This is a genomic window from Roseburia hominis, assembly GCA_040702975.1.
Classification (GTDB): Bacteria; Bacillota; Clostridia; order Lachnospirales; family Lachnospiraceae; genus Allocoprococcus; species Allocoprococcus hominis_A.
The window spans coordinates 2,605,814-2,630,976 of record CP159990.1; the positions used below are offsets into that span (position 1 = coordinate 2,605,814).

Consider the following 25,163-nt stretch of genomic DNA (forward strand, 5'->3'; position numbering starts at 1 on the left):
CCACAAGCAGTAATAGAATGCCTTATTTACAATTAAACTATTTAGATCCTATATCATATACTTTACCTTCTCAATAACACCGCATTATTTATTGCCGCATTTTTCTCTTTTAAGGCATAAAACAATTCTTTCTCTCCTGTTTCTAAGTCATAACCTATAATTTCTGATTCATATGAAATATAATATACTTTACTATTCTGCATAGAAATTAATTCATCCATCTGCACTCCCTCAAATATAGACGTCTTCTGGGATTTTCCATCTTCCAGTCTGTACCAATCTCCTATTTGATAATAAATATCACCGGAAGAATCTAACGCAATCGCTGTCATATATCCTTCCTCAACATCTCCAACTTTTCGTATGCTTTCCGTTGCTAAATCCATCTCATAAATCGTATTCACACCAAAAGATTCTTCTCCCATATTATTTGCCATCTTCTCATCAAATTCCGGCTGGGAATATGTATTGAAGACAATTTTCTCCAAATCAGGATTATAATTCACCTGCCATACAAATGCATCCTCATCCTTCAGTATCCGACATATTTTTCCATTTTCAAACTTAAACAGTCCCATCGCCCTTGTTCCATTTTCAACAGCTACAAGATACACACTATCTGCAAATGGCAAAATATAATTGACGGCAAATAAAGAATCTGTCAAACGCTCTCCTTCCAAGCTTTTGCACTCCTTCCGATAAATCTCATCCTCACCAGTTCCATCCTCCCGGTGCGTGTAATATACCTCATCCTTTGAATCTAAGTACACAGTCAAAGGATATTGGGATGTGTAAGGAATCTTCGACTTTTCCTCTATCTTCTTTGTCTCAAAATCAGAAATATAAGTGTAAGTATTAAGCTTATCTCCTTCTTCTTTTGTAACAGTAAATGAGAAATAATATGGCGAATTCTCTTTTGGTTTTTCTGGTTGTTTTCCTTCATCCTTCTTTTTCAGTACCTGCGAGTTTGTACATCCAGATAAAATCACCATACCTACAATCAGAAATAGCAATATTTTCAAAAAGCATCTTTTTTTCATAAAGCGGTTTATCTTCATACAGTTCATCCCCAGTATCAAAAGCTAATTACACTTAGTATTTGCTCCTTCTGTATCAGAAACTCCTTCTTCACCAATAGGCTTCCTATCTACCACATTGTAGACCTTATAATCTGAAACAAAAGAATAACAACAATATATCTAAAAATATTTCCCACACTAACATCAAACCACCAAAAATATTTTCGAAATACCACAAAAAAATCAGCGTTTATAAATACCAATTGCGGCAAAATACATCTTTCAGTAATGTGTAAAGTTAATAATCCTAAACATATTACTTCTAAAATAATATGTTTTTTATTATTACTTATTATTCTCGATTTCGTAATATTCCCTTCCCTCCAAAGCATACAGTAGAAAATGTAACGTTTTATTTATCAAATATTGATTTCAATACTTCTAAATATAATCTCCTATCTCCGAATCCTAGATACCCCTTGCCGAACTAATCTGTCTTCGTTTGTTCTGAAACACAATTTTTTTGTTCTTCCTGAATATCAACCAGAATTATTTTCTTACAATCATATCCTCCTTCATAGTTACTCTTAAATCTTACCACATATCAATCCACCGCCCTTAGTTATCTAAGTTTGGATTACACCAATTTACAAAATATTAAATATTTTATCTTCTTGTCATCTGTTTTTTTACATTGCTTATGAATATCGATGTTTCTTAACCATAAACTACTATATATAAAACAGAAAATCAATGCATTGTCCATAAGTGTCTACTTTTTAACTTCAGGAACTCCTATACTCTATATATACTTTATCATTTTATCGCTGCAACAGCCAATACAACATCCCCATACTCATTCATAAAACCAGGATCCATTAGCTTTTACTAGCTATGTATAGTAACCAAAGGACTCAAATGAGCCCTTTGATAAAATATATGGAGATGACATTTTAGCAACAAAGTAATGAACAGAACTAGTCATAATCATACTATGCTGTTTCGGGCAATAAACGCGATATGTTCAATAAATCCCTTTTTCCCCTCCCGAAGATTAATTCAATAAGTTAAGTGAGTATTGTCCATACATGCCTGCAATATTCTGCAAATTGGTACACTGACACTGTTTGATTTTGCAAGCTCTATAATCGAAGTCCACATTCAACCGCAAAATACTGTCCGCCTACGTTGCAGTGTGCATTTGCCATGATCGCACCACCATAGTTATACGGTCTGTTCCCAAAATATGTGTCATATGAAAAAGAATTACTTGATGGATATTTTGTAACTAAAGGATAACCATCTTTAAACATGCCACCATAAACTACTTCTTTATTTGTTATTGCCGGAGCATTTGAAGATAATTTGGTCCAGCTACCTGAAACATTTTTATAATTAATGTATGAATTGGTTAATATATAATTAATAGAAATATTTGCTTTCCAATATGATTTTGTGTTTGTATTATCTTGAGAATCTAATGGCATAATATCGTAATCCTCCAAGTATTCTATTTCATTTGTTTCACTATCTATTTTAACAATAACCGAGGTCGATACAGTGCCTATTTTTTCACCCCCCTTTGTGTATTTAAATGTTTCTACTATTTTTTCTTCAGGTAAATTCATAGTTATGTTTTTCCCGTTTGCAAATATCGTCACTTTGGCATCTTTATGAGGTTTCAACAAAACATTTCCATTGGCTTTTACATTAATTGGAGTAAAAAGCATTGCCAATATTCCCAATAAAATTAATCCTTTTCTCATTTCTATTTCCACTCCTTTCGCCTCATTCAGGTACAACTCATTATTAAATCGAATTGCCTGAATCTATTTCCGTTGCATTTCTTCTTTGGAGGAAACTCATTATCATTTTCTAATAAAACGAACTATTTTAAATATTCCCCCACCTGTCATAAGATAAGAAAGCTTTAGTATATTTGTCAAATACACACTATCTAACATACCCCTTTGTATATGATATATACTCAGTATCAAAGAGGGACTTACTAAAATAATGCCCTCAATCAGCGCTTCTCTCCAATTGAGAATATCACTAAAAAAAACTGAACACAAAATTAATCCTTCAATCAAATATGACATACAAGTAATCCCAAGATAAGCATAAACAATAACTACATTTTTATCCAAATATCGCTCAGAAATATGGTAATTAATAAATAACATAAGATATGAAATCAAATAATAAACTACACATAGTAATATTAATCTCCAAATTTTTTTATAATGCCCCATACTCTTCACCTCTTTCACTAATAGCCATATGTTGAAACTTACAAGCATATATACTATACATTTTAAAGTATTACCTGTTCATATTAATCCATAGCACAGGCATATTCCCAGCAAACCAATTCGAGTAGCATAGGATTCACTTCTACTACATTTTACTATTTCTCATCGTTTCTCGAATTGACTTTTCTTCTTCTAGCCACTTATCGTTTAATTCCATCTCATCCAGTGTCGGATAGTCTTTGGCAAATTCAATCTTTCTATATGATAGATATCGATTAATTGAAATCTCTTTGCGCAACGCTTCAAAATGCTCTTGCCAATAAGTAATTGCTGAAGCACCATAACCTTTTAAAAATTGCTTAAATTCTACACTATCTTCTAATAATTCATTTTGTATTCTAATCCCTTCATCTACTTCTTCATCAGTTACAACAAACCCCTTATTTACTGCAGCTTCATAGAGCGCTTCACGTTCTATTATATGATTAACGGCCATTTCTCTGGTATCTCCACTACACTTTCCAAGACGATAAAATTTTTCTATCCTATCTACTTCTTCAGAATAAACTACTATACCATTTTTTTCCCATTCGATGCTTTCTTTATCAGATAATTGAACTGAATGTATTTGACTTTCATTTTCTCCCAATTGAAACCAAATATTATTATCCGCCATTTCGACGGATTCTTCCGCCTTCACACTCCCCGAAAAAACAATACCAGCTATTAGACAAATAGCCAAAACTAAACAACCTATTTCCATACATTTTTTCATTATAATTTGCCTCCATTTCTTTCAAACACAAACTAAAGTGTTGCGAATACTTTCAAGTCATCTTAATTTTGACAATATTCTTAGAAAATTTATATTATAATAAACTCATCTAATTTTCTTCCCTTATTTTAAATTCATTATTTTCTTAACTCAGTTTCCAAGAGGTACTTTAACAACTATTGGTGTAACCGTCGGATTAAAATTTGTGTCATTAAATGAATAGCTTCCCGTACTAATAATTGGCGTATTATTTGCATAAGTTACAGAGGTACTATTTCCAACTGAAGTATATGAAGCAAGTCCACCAGGAAGAATTCCCGCTTCTGTCCCCCAAGAAAATGTTCGTGCAACATTATTTCCATTCATATGTTTTGGTGAGACATTAGTTACTCTTGGTATGCCTACTACCCCTGCTTGTTTTACTCCCCAAAACCAATGTCTATGATAAAAAGTTCGGGAGCTTCCTTGTACATTATAGTCCTCACAAAGGTTATGAGATGCGTAAGCAATTGCTATTAAACCATCTGAATTTACAAATGTATACTTTTTATCAGTAACGTATTTCGACTTTTGGGCAGCTAAAACCGGTGTTGAAAAGATATTTGTTACAAATACTGTAATAATTATACACATAATCATTTTTTTTACTTTAAAATTTTTCTTCATAAAATCGTCCTCCTTCACTTAGTCAGTTACACCCATCAACTCTTAAAATTGGTTTCTAGCGTTATAATTATCTGTTGACAATTTACACCTCCTCAAATCTAAACTTAACAACACAAAATCAATATCACAGTTCTTGTTTGTAAGCTGATCCAACAATATATTTATTTAAATATATATATTTAGTTTTCATTTTTCAATACATTGGCCATAAGCACCCATTTTTTGACCTCGAAAAATCCTTTTCCCCCACATACCCTACATATTCTTTATCATTTTATCTCTGCAACATCCAATACAACATTCCCCCATACCCATTCATAAAACCAGGGTTCATTTTCTCCTGAGGCAAGAGCAGCATCTTTTTCCCAATTTTCCTCCTACCACTGATCATCCTTTCTTCCTCTATCCCATATTCCCGGATTTCTTTCTCTGCCATTTCCAGTATCCAAAGATTCCCGCATATCCCATGACACAAGCTCCAGCTATCTCTTAGCCAGCACTCCTTCACTTTTTTATATGCTCGTAAAATGTCTCTTTCCATGTCTGATTTCATCTGTAAATCATTACAATCGTTCAACAGTTCCATGCACTTTAGCCTGGAAAACAGAATTCCAGCGGCTCCATGGCACCAGGCGACGCTGTCCTGATCCTGTTCGTCCTTTTCATCACATTTCCGAATATCTCTCCAATTATTCGTTTCCGGATCGTATAAGGACTCTTCATAGAGCAACACATCCTGCGCCATTTCTCTATATTTTTCTTTTCCGGTCAAACGCCACAACGATACAACCGGAATCAATATTCCGCTGTTCCCGTGTGCCATCCCGGACATAGGCTCGAACGAATCACACACCCTCCAGCCAATTCCGTACTGCATTTTAATCGACGCCGCACTAAGAAGTCCGATTGCCCGCTCAGCTTCTTTCAAATATCTTTCTTCAGCGGTGATTTCATAAAGCTTTATGAGCGCGGCCGCTGCCCCGGCATTTCCCGAGAGAAGATCATAATGATGATCCTCGTCTAACAATGCGATTACCACCTCCATATGCTTTCGCGCCTGCTCCAGATATGCTTCCTCACCGCTAAGCTCCAGCAAGATAAGGTACGCATACACGATGGAACTCTCGCCTTCATAAAGTCCTGTTTTTCTTGTCTGTAAATAATCTTCGGATTGGTATACTAACGCTGTATAGTGAAAAAGCTGGTTTCGCAACACCTGATACATCTCCCTTATCTCAGCCCACTTTCTCTTGTCAGCAAGAGAATATACTACAAGCAGCATTCCCGCCAGTCCGTCATATAAGTATGGATTCATATGGCTAAGATTCCACGTCGACTTTTTGGACGTGGAGAACCTGACCACCTCCCAGGAAACTTCTGTGTGATCCTTATTCCATATAGCGTTCTTCCATAAATGTTTTGTCAAATTTTCAATATATAACTCGATATTAACAACCTCTTTTGAGGACAATCCATTCTTATCTTTCACGCAATACATCTTATTTCTGCAATTCTCTTTATTCTCACTGCCAAGTTCTAAAGACGCCTCAATATATTCACACTGATGCTTCATATCGCCTATGCAAAGCTCAGATAGCCTCTGAACGACACATTCTCCGATTGTACATATAAGATAGCTGTTTTTTATGTTTTCTCCTTCTGAATAAAGTCCTGTATCATGACTCTTAACATAAAAATAAGGGATATCACCCCTAAGCAAAGAGGCGACCTCGCATTCTACGATGCATTTCTGATTTTCCTTTCTTCCCTTCCACAAAGAGCACAGGAATCTCTCTCTGTCGGTTTCATCCCGCATCAGATCCGGATGATAGGAAGCAGATAACAGCATAGTGTATCGCTGTGTATCGCATAGAATGATTCTGCTGTGAATTTCTTCCCATCCGTCTATGATTTTTAAAAGTTCAGTTTCGCCGCGCATTGCGGCGCAGTATGCCTTTATGTAACCTCTTAGGATTTCCTTTTTATAATGCGACGGCTCCATGAATTCTCCGTCTTTTTTAGCCAAATTTTTTGCCGGTTTAGAGAATCTTTTTTGGTAAGCGATACGCATATCGGATGTGCCGCCATTTTCTATATACGGAAGTTCCACCGGATAGAGTTGTCCACCCTTGCCATTTAGCGCACATATATTGACGCCCTCTCCATATTTGTTCCAAACATAAACCGGCAGGAGACCCGACGCAAGAACTGACTGATTCAATCGGCGCCGAACCTCCTTCTCTACGCTTACTTCCGGCTGCGAATTGTTTACCGAAAATATCGCCTCCAAATCAACCAGAACCGGGTATTCGCCTGCTGCAATTATATTCTCATAATGTAAATCTCTGGTTCCGAGTAAATATGTCAGGAATACATGTCCCCCTACCCTTTGATAATAATTCTTTATCTGTACTTCCAAACTGCAGTCACTCTGCACCACCACTTCGCACCAGCTATGATCCTTGTGGGAAATAATCGGATACTCATACTGCGTAATCCCTGTTTCCTTAGTGAACCATCGCAAAAGTTCTCCATACACTTTTTCGTTTTTCATATCATGGGGTTTGTAGAATATTTCATAACCATTATCCAGATAAACTTTAAGTACGACTTTCCCTTCGTGGTGTGAATCCGACACTTCACTTGAGATTTTAATTATTTTACCTGCCTTTTTTCCTTTACATAATACTCTTTCGATTTCTTCCTTTTCCTGTTGAAAATGATGGATGATTTCCAAAAAATAGTTGACTTGAAAAGTAATCTGCTCCTGCACACAATGTTCAAGTACCGGAAATTCTTCGCATATTTTTTTGTAAAACTCTTCGCTTCCTACAATTCTTTCGCAAAAGTAAGTATATTCCTCGCGAGAATCCTTGCCTTGTAATTTGCCTTGTTCTTTGTACAGGTGCAGATAGGTAATCAGTATTCGTATGCAGATATTCTGTAGCTTGTTGGCCAATTGAGTGCGTAAGTTTTTGTTGATTTCTTGATTGATATACTCTTTCTCTTCTCCCGCTGATTCAAAGAATACTCTTAACGCCTTTTGAAAATATCGTTCATAAAATTGGGGGAAATATACCATTTTACCATTTTTATTCATTCTTAGTAACTCCTCAAATGTTTCATATACCCAAAGGAATTGGAAAGAGTCCTTTGGGTATATTATCCCTACTATCATTAATTTTAAGTTACAGCTTAGCAACAGATAATTGTGAAAAACGAAGTACAATTCATTGTAATAGTTATTTCTTTATCTACCGAATCGGAATTCGCATTCAGTTCATTTATCTCCTGTAGTTCTTTGTCGAGACTTCCTGCCCATTCTTTATATCTATCCATTTCCATTCTGTTCAATTTCCTTTCTACTATCATTTTCAAAAAAGGTCAGTTCCATAATAAACACATTTTTCTGTGTATGATAAGAGAGAATACCTCCATATTTATCAACGATTCTCCTAACACTTTTTAATCCGTATCCATGTAATGATGGTTGTGATTTTGTTGTTATCAACCCACTCTCTCCATATTTGGGCATTTCATAAATACTATTCGCCACCGCCATGAATACCAGATTCTGTTGTTTTTCTATTTTGATACGAATCTTTTTTTCTCCTTTTTGAACCTTTTCACAGGCCTCAATTGCATTATCTAAAAGATTTCCAAATAATATACAACCTTCCCTGTCCTCAAACGGAAAAGAGATGTTGGGACTTACGTGGATCTGCATTTCCACCTTCTTCTGCTTTGCCTCTGCACTTTTTTGAGAAAACACAAGATTCCACAGAGGATTCTGCAGCCACATTACATCCTTTGAATCAAAAAAACCCTCTTCCATTTTTTCCAGGTAATGATTTAATCTTACTAAATCACCTTCTTTCGCATAGTTCTTCAGTGCAACTATATCATGTTTTATATCATGAACCTGACAGCGATTTTGTTCTATTCCTTTTTTCAACTCTCCATATTCTTGAAGCAGCAAATTTTCCCGAAGCCGAATAATTTCATTCTCTTTTTGTTCTGTTTTGTATTTCATAAATAAAATCAGAAAGATGGCAATGATACTGAGCGTTCCTAAAAGCGAAATACTAAATTCCTTTTCTCTCAAAATACGATCGCCGTGAAACATATTTACAATATTATACTGGTACTGTCTTAATACAATTAATAAGAAAATATTTACTATAAACAATATACGTCCATACTCCTGAACTTCTATTTGACCAATCCATTTTCCTTTTATCTCATATATCACACCAGCAATAAGTACTCTAGTACACACATAAATCACAATCTGCCACAAGGAATTTGGATAAATATATATCTTATATTCAAAGCTTTCCCGCAAAAAAATAATACTAATAAACGCAAAGAGAAAATCGACCAGCGCCACGCAGCTACAATAAAAAAGCACCCAATTAATAATGGTTCCTAAAAACTTTCGTACAATCAGACAAACACACATACTTAGTACAAAAACCTCATATACAAATACCAATTTTGAGAAAAAAACATAGTTTCGGTTAAACATTAAACCATGTCCTAAAAAAATAATACTGATTCCGATTATCCATTTATCTCTGGTTCGCAGCGCACTCTTTTCAATAATTATACTAAACAACATCTGGTAACAGAGCCACACCTCGAACATCCCAATTCCAAACAACAAACCGGAATGTATGAACGTAGCCATCAGCTTTCCCTCCAATACTTGTGAATATGCTGCTTTACTTTCCCGATACGCGTACGGCTTGTATATATGCATTCCCCGTCGTCCATAAATATTCTGTCATCCCACACTTTGACTACATGCCTTATATTAATAACAATTCCGCGTTCCACTAATATGAAATCATGATGGTTCAGTCTATGTAATATCTGGTCCAGCGAATTCCGTTCCCGGTATTCTCCGTCAATCGTATTATACTTAACATATTTTTGTCCTTTTTCCTTACAAATGCTTATGATATCACGGTAATAAACGAGAGCGTTCTTCGTGGCCGTTCCTATGAGCGTGTACTTACGAATCTCCCGCTCCAGCTTTTCCAATAGCGGAATAAGAATCTCAGGAAGCCTTGTATCCATGCACTCCTTCATAATGTATTGATAGGCGTCTACCGTATAGCTTTCTACTGCATACTGGCTGTGTGAGGTCAGATAAATGAGGTATAGATGCGCGCACTTCTGCTTCGCAATCCTTCCAACCTCAATTCCATTTGTGCCGGGCAATTCAATGTCACACAGCAGAACGTCCCAACGATTTTCCTGATCAAGGGCGTCTATGAATTCCTCTCCCCCTTCAAAGCAAACGATTTCTACCTCTGGCTCTATCTTCTGGGCGGCCTTTCCGGCGAAAGAATACACGCGCTCCCGGATTTCTTTATCATCATCAACAATTGCTATTTTTATCATATGTTCCTCCCTCTAGTACATAATACCGGTTTTGATTCAGGTTCTGGAAAACAGCCCCCTCCTCGTCAATGTATAGCCGATATGTCTGATCCCACAGTTCCTTTTCTTCACACTGCGCTATCAGCTTCCCACAGTGATAACTGTAGATTCCTTTTTCGAGATGTGCCACTTTATCTACGATATCGTTTACAACATCATTAATCTTCATGGAATGCAAAACCGGATTCCACCCGCCCAACAAGTTGCGAACGTTCGTCTTACTCAGCTTTACCTTTTTGTAGATCCACCTTCTTGCCGGAAAGAGTTCCTCCCGTTCCTTGCCCAGGTGACTGAGTATGATACGAAATTCTTCCTCCCCCTCTTCGTAGGGGAACCCAAGGCCCAGATACGCATAGATATGCCAGACTGCTTTTTCCAGATACTCCTCTTTCCCGCTGCATTCATACATGTTCCTTAGCCAGACCACGCTTTTGATTAATACCTTGTTGCTGGAAATCCTCAGCCCTTCCAGATTCCTTACTGCAATTTTGATACCTTCCACCTCAACCAGATCCATTAACATTGTACTATATATCCCCTTATTTTTCTTATATAACCCGTCGTAAATTATGACCGCTATTCCTTCTACAGAACCACTATAACATGAAAGCCGGCATTTCACACGGTTTTGACCATGAAATATGGTTTTTTTGACCATCAATTCATGTAATCTCTTTTCTTTTACTTCTCTTCGAAAGCTCAATTGTGCAAATGTCGTAGTTGACAAGCCTCTTTCCGTCTTATTATAATAATCTTGGTTACAAAAGATAGAATAAATGGTTGAGAGGAAGAACGATTATGATAGATATACGGAATGTTCCGCAGGAACAACTACACGAAATTGATCTTAACGCTGTAAATCTGGAGGTTCCGGCACCGGATACAGAACCGCAGCGCCAATATTATTTTATGGCTAAGGCGCGCAGCTATGTGAAAGCATTAGAGACAGAACTGGGGCGCCTCCCGAGATTTACTGTTACGACCTTCGGCTGTCAGATGAACGCCCGAGATTCAGAGAAACTGACCGGCGTTCTGGAGCAGATCGGTTATGTGAAGGAAGCAAATGAAGACCTGGCAGATTTCATTATTTATAATACCTGCACGGTCCGTGAGAACGCCAATACCAGAGTCTACGGGAGGCTTGGATATCTGGGAAGGCTGAAAAAGAAAAATCCGCATCTATTCATCGGTCTGTGCGGCTGTATGATGCAGGAGGCGGAAGAAATCGAAAAGATTGAAAAAACCTACCGTTTCGTCGATCTGGTATTTGGCACCCACAATATCTACAAATTTGCGGAGCTTATCGTGAATCGATTTGAGTCACAGAAGATGGTGGTAGATGTCTGGAAGGACACGGATCAGATTGTTGAAGACCTGCCAAGCGAGCGGAAATTCCCCTTTAAATCCGGCGTCAATATTATGTTCGGCTGCAATAATTTCTGCAGCTACTGTATCGTGCCCTATGTGAGAGGCCGGGAAAGAAGCCGTAACCCGAAGGATATTATCCGAGAGATCGAATCGCTGGCGGCGGACGGCGTAGTGGAAGTGATGCTTCTGGGACAGAATGTGAATTCTTACGGGAAGAATCTGGAGGAACCGATGACCTTTGCGCAGCTCCTTCAGGAGATTGAGAAAATTGATGGCATTGAGCGTATTCGGTTTATGACCTCCCATCCCAAAGACCTCTCTGATGAGCTGATTGATGTAATGGCAAAGTCTAAGAAGATCTGCCGTCATCTGCATCTGCCGGTACAGTCCGGAAGCAGCCGGATTCTGGAGAAGATGAACCGAAGATATACGAAGGAGCATTATCTGAATCTGGTGGAAAAACTAAGAGCAGCCGTACCGGATATCTCTCTTACCACGGACATTATCGTGGGATTCCCCGGCGAGACAGAGGAAGATTTCCAGGAGACGCTTGATGTAGTCAGAAAAGTGCGTTATGACAGTGCATTTACGTTTATTTACTCCAAGCGGACCGGCACTCCGGCTGCCGCCATGGAAAATCAGGTTCCTGACGATGTGGTAAAGGATCGGTTTGACCGGCTTCTCGCCGAGGTGCAGAGTATCGCATCGGAAGTATGTTCGGTCCATGAAGGAAAAGTGATGGACGTTCTGGTGGAGCACATAAATGAGCAGGATGACACCCTTGTGACCGGACGGATGAGCAACAATCTTCTGGTTCATTTCCCGGGTGATGAGAGCCTGATCGGGAAGATCGTACCGGTACGTCTGACCCATGCCAAGGGGTTCTATTATATGGGGGAACTTGAAAACTTGCAGTAATAAAAATAGAAAAATTGTCCACACTATGAAGAGATCATCTGCATAGTGAGGGCAATTTTTATGGAAAAACAACACGTAAAGACGGCAGAACTCAGCCGGAAATGGAGTGAAATCTTGTTTATTGGGGCACTTGGGGGAAGTATCTATTACCTTCTGGAAATCGCGTTCAGAGGCTTCTCACACTGGAGCATGTTCGTGCTGGGCGGCCTGGCGTTACTTTTTTGCACTATGCAGGGACAGCTGATGCACTGGAGCGAACCTTTATGGCTCCAGATTCTTCGCGCCGTTCTGTTCGTCACAGCGCTGGAATTTGCCACGGGGGTCATTGTCAACAAATGGCTTCATCTCGCCGTATGGGATTATAGCGATCAACCCCTGAATCTCTGGGGGCAGATCTGCGTTCCCTTTATGATTCTGTTTTCCGGACTGATCGCCATAGCGATTCCCATAGGAAGCGGGGCCGCATACCTCCTTTATCGGGAGGAAAAGCCGCGGTACTTTATTATATAACCATTTCCTCCCAAACTGATAAAACATTTATTTCTGCAAGCAACAATCCAAATAGCCATGCAAGTATGGCTATTTGGTCTTATACAACAGCTTCTACCAAAATCTTATCACCCAACTGTATCCGCTTAACTCCTATCTCTTTTTTTCGATTAAAATTGTAACTGAGCATATACCCTTTCTTTAATCGGAAATAGTCCAAATAGTCAGATAACTGTTTCTCCCCACGCTCGTTGTAGGAGGTCCCACGCCAAATCTTTAGTTCGATAATAAAACGTTCACCCAAATAATCAATCACTACATCCATGCGGCGTGCGTTCCGTGTCTCAGGCTCAATATAATAATTACCGGTTCCGTTAATAATCGGCCGAATATAGAGCAGGAAACGCCGGCGTCCCTCCTCTTCACTGAATTCTTCCATTCGGTCACCATAGATACTGTCAAAGTACTCTACATATTTTTTCATTACCACATCCATATCGAGTCGGCCATTTTGAATAAACTGTGATTTGTTGTTTGACGCCGCCTCAAAAATCCCGCTACTCTGCGCTTCACTTGTAGTCAAAAAATAGTTATATAACCGTATTTCAAAAACTCGGTTTGCCAGTTCAAGAGTCCCTGCATGATTCTTCACAAACCCAAACATGGTCGCAATAGATAAGTCCTGCAATTTCCTCCAAATTCATTCCGGTATGACAATCCTTTTCATATGCACAAAGCATACCTGCAATTTCTTCTTTTGAAAAGCTCATCACCACATCAAAATCTGCCGCGATGTTCCAAGGACTATTTGTCTTGTGTTCGTCCTCTAGCCGTATTTTTCTTTTAATATTCTTTACATCATATACACCAGCCAAAATAACGGATTGGAATGTTGACACCTCATCGCGATCAAGATAATAGCTTCTAAGCTGTGCCAGAAAATCAAGAAAAACCTGGTTGTTCGTCGCACTATCAACCTCATCAATCATAAGGACAATTTGCTTTTCAGAACTGCGGCACCACCGACTCAAAACCCTGAACATATTTTGCAGGGTACACGATTTGGCACTTCCATGAATAAAAACACATAGCTGTGATTTGATATCCGCCGGAAAATTGCAGACACACTCAAGCAATTCTGTCGAAAATGACGTAACAAAACTCTGCTCTGTTTCAAATGAAGCATACCCCAGTCTTTGAAAATCCATTCGGACTACTAAATACTCGTCTTCAAGAAATTTCTTAAGCGCTTTAAGCGTCGTTGTTTTCCCATACTGTCTGGCCCGATTGATTGTAAAATACCGGCCCTCGTCAACCATCTTTTTGATCTTTTTCAGTTTCTCCGTAATATCGACCATATAGTGAATTTCAGGTTTACAATCTCCACTAATGTTAAACTCTTTACGCATAGTTGAACACACTCCCGTCATTGCATCATCAAGTTGCCTCTAGACAAACTGATTCCTCTCCATATCATATTCATAATCAATCTGTCGTAGCCGCTGGGTCAGTTCCTCCTTCTCAATACACTGTTCCCGGCAAAAAGTATCCAGATCCGGATAAAAATCTCTGAGCTTCGTATTCACCACACTTAACAGCATCACCGGGTCACGGGGTAATTCACTCATCACACAAATTCCTCCTATACACTCCAATATCACCACATGATACAAAACCACCTGCCTGGTAAAATCCCCTGGCAGGCAGAATAATCATCCTCTAATAATCTTCCGTTTTCAGAACCACATTGCGTATGTAGGCAAAGGTTTTCTTTTCTCCGTACTTTGCGAGCATTTTAAGCAGCTTCTCCAGAAGGCGTCTCGTGTCCTCATGGATCACCTGAAGCTCTTTCCCGTTTAAGTAATAATTCAGCGGAGAGGCGTCGGTATACGCATCCTTCATATAGATCTTCGATGCCGCAATGCGGTCCATGAACATCTCGATCACATATTTCTTCGGCATCTTCATCCCGGAGATGCCGGGCTGTGTCAGGCTGTAGTCCAGCCAGTACTCATAATGATGCTTATTTCTTCCCTTGTGATGCAGCCAGGCCGTAGAAAGGCCGGTAGCCTCACGCTCTGCGTTGTTCGGGCTTCTGGTTCCCTGGTAATATTTGCACCCCACCAGAAATTCCGAAGGAGAATATTTTGACAGATCATGCAGTAAGCCCTGTTTATACAATCCAACCTTAAAACACTCCTTCATAACCAAAAGTTTATGATGTGTAATCGTACAAAAATGCTGCCAAGCCTTCATAGTTCCTCCTATTTTCCTTTCAATACCATTATAGTCCTCGGTGGGAGCTCAATCGCCCGCCTGGACGTAACCGGAAGCGTTTCTTTCAGGACTCCTTCATCCGTAGAAACGCAGACATGCCACTGAAGTCCGCCATGCAAAGTAGGAAGCGCAAACGAATGCGGCAGCCAATGCATGTTATAGGCCACAAACAGGTTCTCCTCTCCTTTGGCCGTATCATGGTAGAATACGCCGAGCTGTCGGCTTGCCACCTCCGTCTGTGCCCTCCACGCGCTCTCTCCGTGATAGGACACGTCCGGCACGCCACAGCTTGTCTGATCCATTCCGCTCATCTCCCGCACCGGATGGAGCAGAGAATGTTCCTTCCGGAAACGAATCAGATCCCGCACAAAATCATGCAGTTCCTTTTCTTTCGGCAGTCTGCCAAAATCCAGCCATGCAGTCGGATTATCCTGACAATAAACGTTATTATTACCTTTTTGCGTATTTCCAAACTCATCCCCTGCGAGAAGGCACGGCATGCCCTGCGCAAGGAGCAGAAGCATATAGGCATTCCTGCTCTGGCGCAATCTTAACTTCTGCACCGCACTCTTTCTGGACGGGCCCTCCGCCCCACAGTTCCAGCTATAATTGTAGACCGGTCCGTCCTGGTTATTCTCACCGTTTGCCTCGTTATGCTTCCCATCGTAGGATACCAGATCCCGCAGGGTAAATCCATTCTGGCTGGTAATATAGTTGAACCGGCCCTCCGCGCTGCCAAGACATCTCAGCTGCCAGATTACCTCCTGCACCATCCCCTCGTCCCCTTTCAGGAACCGTCGCATGGTGTTCTGGAAGTAATCATCTTTATAGAGCAGCTTGGTTCGCGCCAGCACTGGATCATTTTTCAGATTCCCTGGACTTAGCAGTGCCGGATTGATCAAAAAGCCGTCCACATGATATTCCAATACCCAGAATCTGAGACAGTCGATCATCCTTCCAAGAGGCGTCTCCCCGGTAAAAGGCATCTCAATGACCAGTTCAATACCGGCCTTATGCAGTGTCTTCACAAGCTCCTTCATCTCAGATACCGCATCCCCCGAAGCATACGCCCGCTTCGGTGCAAAAAAATAACCCTCTCCATATCCCCAGTAGTTCTTATAGCGCAGGTTGTCGTCAAATTCATAGACCGGCATGCAATGAAGCTGATTGATTCCCAGCTCCTGCAAATAGGGGAGCTTCTCCATAATTCCCGCAAAGGTCCCTTTCTTTTTGACCCTGGACGAGGCATGCTTCGTAAACCCCCGTACATGGATACTGTACGCCACCACTTCATGCGGTGGAATCCGAAGCGGTGCATCCCCTTCCCAGTCAAATGTGTCCGAAGCGATTCGGTATCGGTACTCCTCATGCCCCTTCCCGTCACCGACTTCTTCACTCTTTACTTGTCCTAATTCCCGGCAGTACACATCTTTTCCAGACCTGCCTTCAATCAAATAGCCGTATTCATATCTCTCAGGCCGCTCTAAGGCAACCGCTATATGGCGCAAATTCCCCGCTACAGGGTCCTCCTCCATAAGAAATCTGTCGCTTGGAGCCTCGTGCCCCCGCCTGTATAACAAAAGTTCACATGTCTTTCCTTCCGGTACTGCTATAGAAAAATTCGCAGTCTTTCCTGTAAGTGTGCATCCCTGAGGGAGCGGATACCCAACGCTCGTCTTCATACTTCTTGCCTCCTGCCGCTTCGCACAGACATAAACTTCCGTCTATGCATCGTTATTTGCGGGAGAAATCGTCCCTCTCCCTTTCCTTCGTGTTATCCAGTGATTTAAGGCCCTCTTCTATTGCCAGCCATCCACTCCGTACATCTCCACATTCTCTGAGGTAATAAAGAACACATCTTCGTAAATGCTTTCCTCATAGTCCTCCCCGTTTAGCATGGCCATTCCTGTTTTGGCTGCTTTTTTCCGATATTAATTGGAGACTGGCCGCTGGTGCCCCGAATCAGAGTCTCCTTCTTTACCAGTTCTTTTTTCAAATCCGGTGAACCATCCACCCCGTATATCATCACATCTTTTAATCCGGCTGTTCTGGCTGCCACCAGGGCTCCCAGCGCAATCTGGTCATTCCCGCACATCACAGCCGAAATATCGGTGTTCTTCTCGAAAATATCCGATGCCTTTTCCCGTGCCAGATTTAAGTCGCCCTGCACGTCCACGCGCTCTACGATCTCAAACCCCTTTTCTGCGATAGCCTCCTCAAACCCTGTCACCCGGTCATTGATCGAATTCTGCGACGGACTCTCCAAAATCACGACCTTACCGCCCTCCGGGCACTGCTCTACCAAATCATTTCCACAAATATAACCTGCATTTTTGTTGTCAGAACCGATATAAGCGTCCGCATAATCGGTCTCTTTGATCTCAGAATCAATATTGATAATCTTTACATCTGCCTCTTTCAGCTTCTTAAGGGCAGGCGTAACCTCATCCCAGGATACCGGACAGAGAAATATGGCCTGAATCCCGCCTTCTATCATCTCATCGATTTGTTCGATCTGTCTGTTCACATCTAATGCTGGATCTTTGGACACCAACGTATGTCCCTCTGCCTCCAGCTCCTGCCTGAGTGACTGCTCCAGGGTAATAAAATATGGATTCTCCATGGTTATACAGCTAAATCCAAAACGATAGACCTCTTTTTCCTCTCCGTTCGCGTCTTCTTCTCTGATTGCATTGTCTTCACTGGTACCGACATTCTTCTTACAGCCTGCAAGCAGAGAGACTGCAAGCGTAAGAATCAGTATCAGCGACAAAATCTGCTTTTTCATAATTTTCCTCCTACGAACTCGCCTTTCTTTTATTTTATCTGTTTTCCCGGTAATGTCAATAGTTTTCCCCTTGCAAATCCTTCCCTCGTCTGATACAGTGGTAATATCAACAGAAAGGAGAACCTTATCATGGAACAACATAATCATGCCGACGAAGACAGCAAGCTGCTTGAGAGCCAGGTTGTGACACTGACACTGGATGATGACGAAGAAGTAGACTGTGCAATCCTTGTAACCTTTAGCGTCGAAGACAAAGAGTACATTGCCCTTTCTCCTATGGACGAGAACGGTGAAAACATAGACGGAGATGTATGGCTCTATCGTTTCCTCAGAGATACGACCGGAGAGGGAAAACACGATCTTGAGAACATCGAAGACGATGACGAATATGAGATCGTAGCGGATAAGTTTGACGAGTGGCTGGATACACAGGCATTTGAAGAGATGGAAGATACCTTTTAATCACCTACCATCTTGATAGATTCGCCAAAACATATGGTTTATGATCAAACGGAAGTACCTTATATCTTCATTCCGATACACATGGCAATAAAAAACAGCAGATATCTGCAAAATGATATCTGCTGTTTTTATTATGATATAAGTCGGTATACTATGCCAATTACATTTCGTCAGACAACTTATATCATGTTGTACTAGCGTGGTTTTCCCAAAAGCTCCTCCACGAATCTTGAAGGCTTCATACCATTTCCATTCCTCTCGGTCACGTAGGAGATGATCAGATGCTCCTTTGCACGGGTCATGGCCACATAGAACATGCGCCGCTCCTCCTCCAGTTCTTCCGTCGTCCTGGCCTTCAGATAAGGCACCTGTCCTTCGTTCGCATGGATGATAAATACCGTGTCGAACTCCAGCCCTTTGGCAGAATGCATCGTCATGAGCTGTACGCGGTCCTCGTGAAATGCAGTTTTCCCTGAATTCTGCTGTTTCTGCCTCTCCAGTTCCTCGGTATACACTTTGATGTGTTCTTCCCATTCCGTAACAGTCCGGTAAGGCTTACAGCGCTCTTCCAATTCCGACATGATCTGCATGAGCTGTTCCCAGGTAATCCCGTTCTCCTTACCATATTCTCGCAAAAAGGTATCATACCCGATCCGCTTGCGGATATATTGTACCGCCGCATATGGCGCCATATTTTCCAGCATCTTTAAGTCCACCTCAAACTGATCAATCGCGTCCAGCATCCACTCCTTATCTTCATAAAAAATGCGGAGCTCTTCAAAGGTAATTTGCGTCTTTGACAGACTCTCTCTGGAAATGTACCGCACCGGGCGATTCGCTGCCCGCAAAAAGAGCGGACGATCCCGAAATCCCTGCGCCAGCTTCATATACGCCAGCATATCCTTTGCGATAAAATGTTCATAAAAATTAGGGATATGCTCCCGCATCTCAAAGGGAATCTGACGTTCAATGAGCGCCTCGCTCAGCATTCTGGCCTGCGCCGCCGTCCGATAAAGCACCGCAATCTGCCCCAGAGGCGTCTCTTCCGTCATATTAGCGATGGACTCTGCAACAAAACGGCTCTCTTCCACCTCGTCAAGCACTTCCTGCACCCGGACATTCTCCCCCTTCGGCTTGTAGGCTTGTACCCGTTTATAAAACCTGGAATCATTATGCAGGATCACACGCGATGCGGCAGCGACCACCGAATCCGTGGACCGGTAATTCACCGTCAGCGGAATCGTGCGAATATTGGGGAACTCCTGCTTCATATAAAGCATCAGCTCCGGTCTGGCGCCGCGGAAACCATAAATGGACTGATCGTCATCCCCCACCACGAACAGATTGTACTCCGGTGCTGCCAGCATACGGATCACCTCATACTGCACCCGGTTGATGTCCTGGAATTCATCGATCAGAATGTAGCGGAATTTTTCCTGCCAGTTCCGCAAAATATCCTCCCGTTTCCGGAAAAGGGCATAGCATTGTACCAGCATATCGTCAAAATCGAACTTTTTCCGCTGCTTTTTCTGTTGCTCATAGGCACGGAAAAGCTCCGGAAATTCCTCGTCATTCAAAAAATCACTGTGGAAATCACGCAAGTGCAGAAGTCCGTTCTTCACGACTCCGATCTCCCGCATCAACTCCCTTAAAAGCTCCTCTTCGTCCTGCACCTCAGGCTCGGACTGCAATTCCATCTTATTCAGTACATCTCTTAAAAGCTTTAGCTGTTCCTGCTCTGACAGAAGATTCCTGCCGTTAATCCCATAAGCGCATTTCAAAATACCATAAAATACACTGTGAAACGTACCGAAGGTTACTTTATAATTCTTACCCCTCGTCAGGCTGCCAAATCGCTCCCTCATCTCTCTGGCAGCATAACGGGTAAATGTGATCACCAGAATATCCTCCGGCGGAACCTTCATCTCTTCAATCAAATATCTGGTACGTCTCGTCACGATCAGCGTCTTCCCCGACCCGGGAGGTGCAAGCACCATACAGGGTCCCCCGCCGTGACGGATCGCTTCTTCCTGTCCTTTATTAAGTCTCATACCGTATCCCCTTATTACTATCTTTTGTATTTATTTCTGCAACAGCCCGATTGCCTTTTCGATTCTCTCTACAGATTCTTCACGCCCCAGAACCTCCATGATCTCGGTAGCTCCTCCCGGGGTATTCTGCTTTCCGGAAACAGCCGTGCGAAGCGGCCACATCACATAGCCGATCTTATACCCTTTTTCCTGGGCATATCCCTTCAAAAGGGCAAATAAAGCGTCGTTGCTGTAATCTTCCTGCTCCTTCAGAAGCGGAAGCACCTCCTCAAGCACAGTAAGAGAGGTCTCCTCATTCGTCTTCATCTTCTTATGGCAGTACATGGAGGTATCATACTCCGGAACCTCCTGGAAGAAATCGATCTGCTCCGCGATATCCGGCAGAACCTCAATCCTGCTCTTTACCAGGGCCGCAATTTTACGCAGATCAAAATCCTTTGTGACAGCTTTGCGGATATAAGGCTCAGCCAGCTCAAAGAATTTCTCGAAATCCATCGCCTTCAAATACTCACCGTTCATCCACTTCAGCTTCGTCGTGTCAAATACCGCCGGAGACTTGCTCATATGATGGTAGTCAAATGCCTCCACCAACTCCTCCAGTGAGAAGATCTCCCGGTTATCCTGCGGGCACCAGCCCAAAAGTGCTACATAATTCACGATCGCCTCACTCACATATCCCTGGTCCAACAGATCCTCATAAGAAGAATGGCCGCAGCGCTTGCTCAGCTTTTTGTGGTTCTCATCGGTGATCAGCGGACAATGCACATACACCGGAACCTCCCAGCCAAACGCCTCATAAAGACGGTTATATTTAGGCGCGGAGGACAGGTATTCATTTCCCCTTACTACATGTGTGATTCCCATCAAATGGTCATCGATTACATTCGCAAAGTTGTAGGTCGGATATCCGTCGGACTTAATCAGAATCATATCGTCAAGCTCAGCATTGGGCACCGTAATATCCCCATAGATATCATCGTGGAAGGTCGTTGTCCCCTCTGTCGGCATATTGATGCGGATTACGTAGGGCTTGCCCGCAGCAAGGTTCGCTTCCACCTCTTCCTTGCTCAAATGCAGACAATGCTTGTCATAGTTCACGATCTGCGTTCCGTCCTCGGAGACAGAAGTACGCAGGGACTCCAGACGTTCTTTGTCGCAGAAGCAGTAATACGCATCTCCCTGCTCGATCAACTGTTTTGCATATTTTAAATAGAGGCCGGAGGCATTTCTCTCACTCTGTACATAGGGGCCATAGCCGCCGTCCTTGTCCGGACCTTCATCATGCACAAGACCCGTCTTCTCCAGTGTACGATAAATAATCTCCAGGGCTCCCTCAACAAAACGTTCCTGGTCCGTATCCTCAATTCTGAGCATAAAATTACCGTCCTCATGCTTTGCAATTAGATAAGCATAAAGCGCGGTCCTTAAATTCCCCACATGCATTCTTCCGGTGGGACTCGGTGCAAATCTTGTTCTGACTTTACTCATCTTTTCTACTCCTTCTTAAGCGCTTCTATCTGGCAGGCGCTCTTCTATTGTAATAGGAAATTTCGCCGTATCCGGCAAAATTTCCCTCATCTACATATCTTAATTATATTATCATATTCCCCTTTTCTCTTCAAGACCAAAGGAAGGAAAAACAAGAGATGCCGCGGCCTTCCCCATTGGCCGCGGCATCTCTTATAACTTTGGAGTGCTAAATTTCTATATGCATAAAAGAGATTCCCCAATCTCTATACGCAACCTCATAAATGATACCAGTACGTATCTTTCGTACTAATTGATATATCCGGCTTTCTTAAGCTCTTCCTCTGCCTTTGCAAGGTTTGCATCAGATACCCGGATAATCGGGCCTGTACAGCCCATTCCGCTCTCTGCGTAAATGTTGATCTTCCACAGAACCTTAACAGCGTCCTCAAGGTCCATAACCTCGATGCCAGGAATCTGGCTGGTTACGATCTCCTTCGGTGGCTCTTTCACTTCCTCTTCTGCCGCTGCCGGCTTCTGAGATGCTTTGTGAGCTGCGAGGATGTCATTCAGTCCTGCTTTCTTAACAGCAGCAAACTCCTGTTTTGCCACTTCAAATACTTTACCGCGTACAAGCTGAGCTGCATAGCGGATCGCATTTGCGATTACCGGTGCTCCGGATGCACGGGATACGATCATTACAAGCTGCTCATAGCCTTCCCCAATACCAGGTCCATACCCAAACCCGGTAGCCTCAAAGCTGCCGCCTGTGTTAAATGAAGAGAGCATCTTTACCAGAATATTTCCTGTTAAGGAATCGGTAACCATGATATCCGGTGATGCCTGGAGTACATCGTTTCCTCTCATGACACATCCGCCGTCTGCTCTTCCTGATTCTGCAAATTCGATAGCATATCCCTGATCAGCAAGCTGTTTCAGAGCTTTTTCTGTCTGCCGTGCTCCGTCCACATTCAGGATTCCCACGGTAGGATTTTTCTTTCCACAAGCCTTTGCAGCGATGATTCCGTAGATGGCATTCTTGATCATGCCTTCGATACGGTCAGTGCTGGAGGTTCCTGTGGTGTTAGCGATGAACATCTCTTTTGCTGTTGCCGGTGTTACACAGCGTCCTACGGTAGATACACCGATCGGGAACGGGAAGTGCATGGTAACAGCAGCGTCCACCTCTTTATTTTTCAGCATTTCTTCCATCTTGTCATGGCCTTCCTCGTCGTTAGCCACTTTGACGGTCGTAACGCCTTCTGCCTCAAGAGTACCGATGTAGTATACATCGATTCCATCCTTCGCTGCTTCGATGGCTGCAGCCATGGAGTTCTCTTCTCCATGCTCGCTGCCCATTCCGGTGAGGGCGATCTTCGGACGTTTTCCGAAGCTGCCTGTCTCCAGTCCTTCTGCCATACTGAGGAAGGTCTCGGCAATCATTTTTTCAATTCCACTTGCCATAATCGTCCACCTCTCTATTCTGCCAGCATGGATGCAGCAAAGTCTTTCATAGCTTTTGCGATCAATCCCTTTACTTCCTCTTCGGATACTCCGCTGTTATCCTCTGCGCCTGTATTTGCCTGGATTACGAAAGATACTCCGTCAAACAGGTTGGTCATACGTCCAAGGAACAAGCTTCCTTTTCCGATGATCATAGCATTTTTAATCTTGCCTGCAAGAATGTCTTCTCTTGCAAATCCGATGTACGGTACGCCTGACGGGATATGTCCCTGTGTCGGAGCCCATCCGGTAAGTCCGTGCTCAGTTGCGAAACTTGCAAGCTGTTTCTTCTCAAGGTCACCACGTTTTACAGCAAGTGCACCGATCATCTTGTAGTTAGCAAGCGGCACATCTCCTGCTCCGGCCGGTTTGGTGATATCCGGGTTCTGCATTTCCGGAGAGAATTTATCGATATCAGTAATCTTCATTCCTGCTCTCTCAAGCGGATCAGCTACAAGGCTTCCGATTACGTTCTGCGGAGCGCTTCCGGTTCCAACGGTATGACGTCCAAGGATGTCAAGGTTGATCTCCGGATTTACACCGTCGTTTTCGCTTAAGATGATACAGAATCCAGCAAGACAGTCCTCAAGGATCGGAAGGCCTTTCTTCACATGGTCTTTTCCGTTCATACCAAGCTTAGCGGTACATCCGCCAGCGGTAACAGCTACACATTTGTAAGCTCCGGATTTAACCAGTGCAGCAGCCTCGATAAGTGCGTGAGACGGTCCGGCACAGAATCCACGGGAATCAGATCCGGTAGCGTTCATAAGTCCAGCCACCTCAGCAGCAGCTTTCGCGAAGTTTCCGCCGCCTCTCTGGTTCATATCTCCACATGCTTCCTCAGCACAGTCGATTACATACTCGATATCTGTTTTGTCAATTCCTGCATTTCTTACGCCATATAACAGAGCAAGAACGCTGGTAGCTTTGCTCATGATGTTCTCATGCATAACATGAGCGGAAAGGTTTACGTCGATATCATGTGCTCTCTTTACACAGCCTACGAGTTTGCCGGCATGGTAAATACCCTCAGCATGCTCTTCGTTTACGAAATGCTCGATCTCAGAAAGTTCAATACCTTCCTCAACCTTAGCTACGATATCCTCTGTGATGATCGGATCAGCAGCGAATGCCTCTTTGTGAGCTGCAACGAATTCTTTGTCCAGCTTTACAACTTCGAACATATCGCAGGTCTGAGCCAGAAGGATGAATTCCTCTTCCGGCATGATCTCGCCGTATTTTCCGTATCTTTCAGCGCCTTCTTTTACTTTATCATAATACGGGAACTCAACCTGTGCCAGGTCATCCGGATGTGCATTTCCGATATATACCTGGTTCGGCCAGTAGTTTACACAATCTTCATAAGAACGAAGATGGCTCTCCAGTTCTTTCAAATATTCAGACTCCGGATTTACAACTCTCTCAGTTGTCTGAGTTGTTCCGTTATATACCACCATCTGCGGTGTATGCGCCAGTACATAGCTGGCTCCTTTAATTACAGTGTTCATTGTGAGTGCCCACCTTTCTTTCACTATGTATCTATGTTTGTTTTAAGCGATTTCCCCCGAAACCATTCTTAAAATATCCGGCATTCGGGGATTCCCTCTTCCCAAATGCCCGGCAGCCAATCATTACCAATCGATGTCAGGAACCTGCTGTCGCAAGTTCATCTCAGGC

21 protein-coding genes and 1 pseudogene are annotated in these 25,163 nt (G+C 42.5%); 3 read left to right on the forward strand and 19 right to left on the reverse strand.

The window, feature by feature from the left end:
- Positions 1-62: 62 nt before the first annotated feature.
- The 9 genes from ABXS75_12110 to ABXS75_12150 all read right to left on the reverse strand — a co-directional run bounded on the left by ABXS75_12110 (position 63) and on the right by ABXS75_12150 (position 10,686).
- Complete coding sequence (locus ABXS75_12110) at positions 63-1,058, reverse strand: hypothetical protein (protein XCP83814.1); 996 nt, start codon at positions 1,056-1,058, stop codon at positions 63-65.
- Between the two features lie 1,103 nt (positions 1,059-2,161).
- Complete coding sequence (locus ABXS75_12115; GenBank protein ID XCP83815.1) at positions 2,162-2,797, reverse strand: hypothetical protein; 636 nt, start codon at positions 2,795-2,797, stop codon at positions 2,162-2,164.
- A 90-nt stretch (positions 2,798-2,887) separates the two neighbouring features.
- Positions 2,888-3,274 (reverse strand): hypothetical protein, encoded by a 387-nt coding sequence (locus ABXS75_12120; GenBank protein ID XCP83816.1) that lies wholly within the window; start codon positions 3,272-3,274, stop codon positions 2,888-2,890.
- 145 nt (positions 3,275-3,419) lie between these two features.
- Complete coding sequence (locus ABXS75_12125) at positions 3,420-4,049, reverse strand: hypothetical protein (protein XCP83817.1); 630 nt, start codon at positions 4,047-4,049, stop codon at positions 3,420-3,422.
- Between the two features lie 150 nt (positions 4,050-4,199).
- A complete protein-coding gene (locus ABXS75_12130; GenBank protein ID XCP83818.1) occupies positions 4,200-4,715 on the reverse strand; it encodes a hypothetical protein in 516 nt (171 codons plus the stop codon).
- 274 nt (positions 4,716-4,989) lie between these two features.
- Positions 4,990-7,815, reverse strand: a complete 2,826-nt coding sequence (gene lanM / locus ABXS75_12135; protein ID XCP83819.1) for a type 2 lanthipeptide synthetase LanM — start codon at positions 7,813-7,815, stop codon at positions 4,990-4,992.
- Between the two features lie 231 nt (positions 7,816-8,046).
- Positions 8,047-9,405 (reverse strand): GHKL domain-containing protein, encoded by a 1,359-nt coding sequence (locus ABXS75_12140; protein XCP83820.1) that lies wholly within the window; start codon positions 9,403-9,405, stop codon positions 8,047-8,049.
- Positions 9,405-10,124, reverse strand: coding sequence for a LytTR family DNA-binding domain-containing protein (locus tag ABXS75_12145; GenBank protein ID XCP83821.1), 720 nt, complete (start codon positions 10,122-10,124; stop codon positions 9,405-9,407). The genes ABXS75_12140 and ABXS75_12145 overlap by 1 nt, the downstream gene beginning before the upstream one ends.
- On the reverse strand, positions 10,102-10,686 hold the full coding sequence (locus ABXS75_12150; protein XCP83822.1) for a hypothetical protein: 585 nt from the start codon (positions 10,684-10,686) through the stop codon (positions 10,102-10,104). Before ABXS75_12150 ends, ABXS75_12145 begins: the two co-directional genes overlap by 23 nt.
- Before the next feature lie 275 nt (positions 10,687-10,961).
- Between ABXS75_12150 and miaB the strand changes: the two genes are divergently transcribed.
- Positions 10,962-12,449: a tRNA (N6-isopentenyl adenosine(37)-C2)-methylthiotransferase MiaB gene (miaB, locus tag ABXS75_12155; protein ID XCP83823.1), complete on the forward strand. Its 1,488-nt coding sequence runs from the start codon at positions 10,962-10,964 to the stop codon at positions 12,447-12,449.
- A gap of 60 nt (positions 12,450-12,509) precedes the next feature.
- Entirely contained in the window at positions 12,510-12,959 is a 450-nt protein-coding gene (locus ABXS75_12160) for a hypothetical protein (protein ID XCP83824.1), read from the forward strand.
- Between the two features lie 79 nt (positions 12,960-13,038).
- Here ABXS75_12160 and ABXS75_12165 read toward each other — a convergent pair whose 3' ends face one another.
- The 6 genes and pseudogenes from ABXS75_12165 to ABXS75_12190 all read right to left on the reverse strand — a co-directional run bounded on the left by ABXS75_12165 (position 13,039) and on the right by ABXS75_12190 (position 18,003).
- Positions 13,039-13,626, reverse strand: coding sequence for a hypothetical protein (locus ABXS75_12165; protein XCP87213.1), 588 nt, complete (start codon positions 13,624-13,626; stop codon positions 13,039-13,041).
- Positions 13,565-14,347 carry an AAA-like domain-containing protein gene (locus ABXS75_12170; protein XCP83825.1) on the reverse strand — a complete coding sequence of 261 codons (783 nt, stop codon included), beginning with the start codon at positions 14,345-14,347 and terminating at the stop codon, positions 13,565-13,567. Before ABXS75_12170 ends, ABXS75_12165 begins: the two co-directional genes overlap by 62 nt.
- Before the next feature lie 39 nt (positions 14,348-14,386).
- A complete protein-coding gene (locus ABXS75_12175) occupies positions 14,387-14,569 on the reverse strand; it encodes a DUF4250 domain-containing protein (protein XCP83826.1) in 183 nt (60 codons plus the stop codon).
- Positions 14,570-14,657: 88 nt separating this feature from the next.
- Entirely contained in the window at positions 14,658-15,194 is a 537-nt protein-coding gene (locus ABXS75_12180) for a DUF5662 family protein (GenBank protein XCP83827.1), read from the reverse strand.
- 8 nt (positions 15,195-15,202) lie between these two features.
- Positions 15,203-16,897 carry an alpha-amylase family glycosyl hydrolase gene (locus tag ABXS75_12185; GenBank protein ID XCP83828.1) on the reverse strand — a complete coding sequence of 565 codons (1,695 nt, stop codon included), beginning with the start codon at positions 16,895-16,897 and terminating at the stop codon, positions 15,203-15,205.
- A 117-nt stretch (positions 16,898-17,014) separates the two neighbouring features.
- Positions 17,015-18,003 (reverse strand): annotated as a pseudogene (locus ABXS75_12190) (sugar ABC transporter substrate-binding protein).
- A gap of 129 nt (positions 18,004-18,132) precedes the next feature.
- Here ABXS75_12190 and ABXS75_12195 point away from each other — a divergent pair.
- Complete coding sequence (locus ABXS75_12195) at positions 18,133-18,465, forward strand: DUF1292 domain-containing protein (protein XCP83829.1); 333 nt, start codon at positions 18,133-18,135, stop codon at positions 18,463-18,465.
- A gap of 194 nt (positions 18,466-18,659) precedes the next feature.
- On the opposite strand, the gene ABXS75_12200 is transcribed toward ABXS75_12195, so the two are convergent.
- The 4 genes from ABXS75_12200 to grdC all read right to left on the reverse strand — a co-directional run bounded on the left by ABXS75_12200 (position 18,660) and on the right by grdC (position 24,994).
- Positions 18,660-20,516: an ATP-dependent helicase gene (locus ABXS75_12200; GenBank protein ID XCP83830.1), complete on the reverse strand. Its 1,857-nt coding sequence runs from the start codon at positions 20,514-20,516 to the stop codon at positions 18,660-18,662.
- A 30-nt stretch (positions 20,517-20,546) separates the two neighbouring features.
- On the reverse strand, positions 20,547-22,004 hold the full coding sequence (gene gltX / locus ABXS75_12205; protein ID XCP83831.1) for a glutamate--tRNA ligase: 1,458 nt from the start codon (positions 22,002-22,004) through the stop codon (positions 20,547-20,549).
- 288 nt (positions 22,005-22,292) lie between these two features.
- Positions 22,293-23,447, reverse strand: a complete 1,155-nt coding sequence (gene grdD / locus ABXS75_12210) for a glycine/sarcosine/betaine reductase complex component C subunit alpha (protein ID XCP83832.1) — start codon at positions 23,445-23,447, stop codon at positions 22,293-22,295.
- Positions 23,448-23,461: 14 nt separating this feature from the next.
- On the reverse strand, positions 23,462-24,994 hold the full coding sequence (gene grdC / locus ABXS75_12215) for a glycine/sarcosine/betaine reductase complex component C subunit beta (GenBank protein ID XCP83833.1): 1,533 nt from the start codon (positions 24,992-24,994) through the stop codon (positions 23,462-23,464).
- Positions 24,995-25,163 lie beyond the last annotated feature (169 nt).

Coding starts and splice junctions, on each gene's coding strand:
- ABXS75_12140 (XCP83820.1), bottom strand. CDS start 9,405: ATGGCTACGTTCATACATTCCGGTTTGTTGTTTGGAATTGGGATGTTC.
- grdD (XCP83832.1), bottom strand. CDS start 23,447: ATGGCAAGTGGAATTGAAAAAATGATTGCCGAGACCTTCCTCAGTATG.
- ABXS75_12185 (XCP83828.1), bottom strand. CDS start 16,897: ATGAAGACGAGCGTTGGGTATCCGCTCCCTCAGGGATGCACACTTACA.
- ABXS75_12170 (XCP83825.1), bottom strand. CDS start 14,347: ATGCGTAAAGAGTTTAACATTAGTGGAGATTGTAAACCTGAAATTCAC.
- ABXS75_12180 (XCP83827.1), bottom strand. CDS start 15,194: ATGAAGGCTTGGCAGCATTTTTGTACGATTACACATCATAAACTTTTG.
- gltX (XCP83831.1), bottom strand. CDS start 22,004: ATGAGTAAAGTCAGAACAAGATTTGCACCGAGTCCCACCGGAAGAATG.
- lanM (XCP83819.1), bottom strand. CDS start 7,815: ATGAATAAAAATGGTAAAATGGTATATTTCCCCCAATTTTATGAACGA.
- miaB (XCP83823.1), top strand. CDS start 10,962: ATGATAGATATACGGAATGTTCCGCAGGAACAACTACACGAAATTGAT.
- ABXS75_12195 (XCP83829.1), top strand. CDS start 18,133: ATGGAACAACATAATCATGCCGACGAAGACAGCAAGCTGCTTGAGAGC.
- grdC (XCP83833.1), bottom strand. CDS start 24,994: ATGAACACTGTAATTAAAGGAGCCAGCTATGTACTGGCGCATACACCG.
- ABXS75_12160 (XCP83824.1), top strand. CDS start 12,510: ATGGAAAAACAACACGTAAAGACGGCAGAACTCAGCCGGAAATGGAGT.
- ABXS75_12120 (XCP83816.1), bottom strand. CDS start 3,274: ATGGGGCATTATAAAAAAATTTGGAGATTAATATTACTATGTGTAGTT.
- ABXS75_12145 (XCP83821.1), bottom strand. CDS start 10,124: ATGATAAAAATAGCAATTGTTGATGATGATAAAGAAATCCGGGAGCGC.
- ABXS75_12200 (XCP83830.1), bottom strand. CDS start 20,516: ATGAGACTTAATAAAGGACAGGAAGAAGCGATCCGTCACGGCGGGGGA.
- ABXS75_12125 (XCP83817.1), bottom strand. CDS start 4,049: ATGAAAAAATGTATGGAAATAGGTTGTTTAGTTTTGGCTATTTGTCTA.
- ABXS75_12130 (XCP83818.1), bottom strand. CDS start 4,715: ATGAAGAAAAATTTTAAAGTAAAAAAAATGATTATGTGTATAATTATT.
- ABXS75_12110 (XCP83814.1), bottom strand. CDS start 1,058: ATGAAGATAAACCGCTTTATGAAAAAAAGATGCTTTTTGAAAATATTG.
- ABXS75_12150 (XCP83822.1), bottom strand. CDS start 10,686: ATGTTAATGGATCTGGTTGAGGTGGAAGGTATCAAAATTGCAGTAAGG.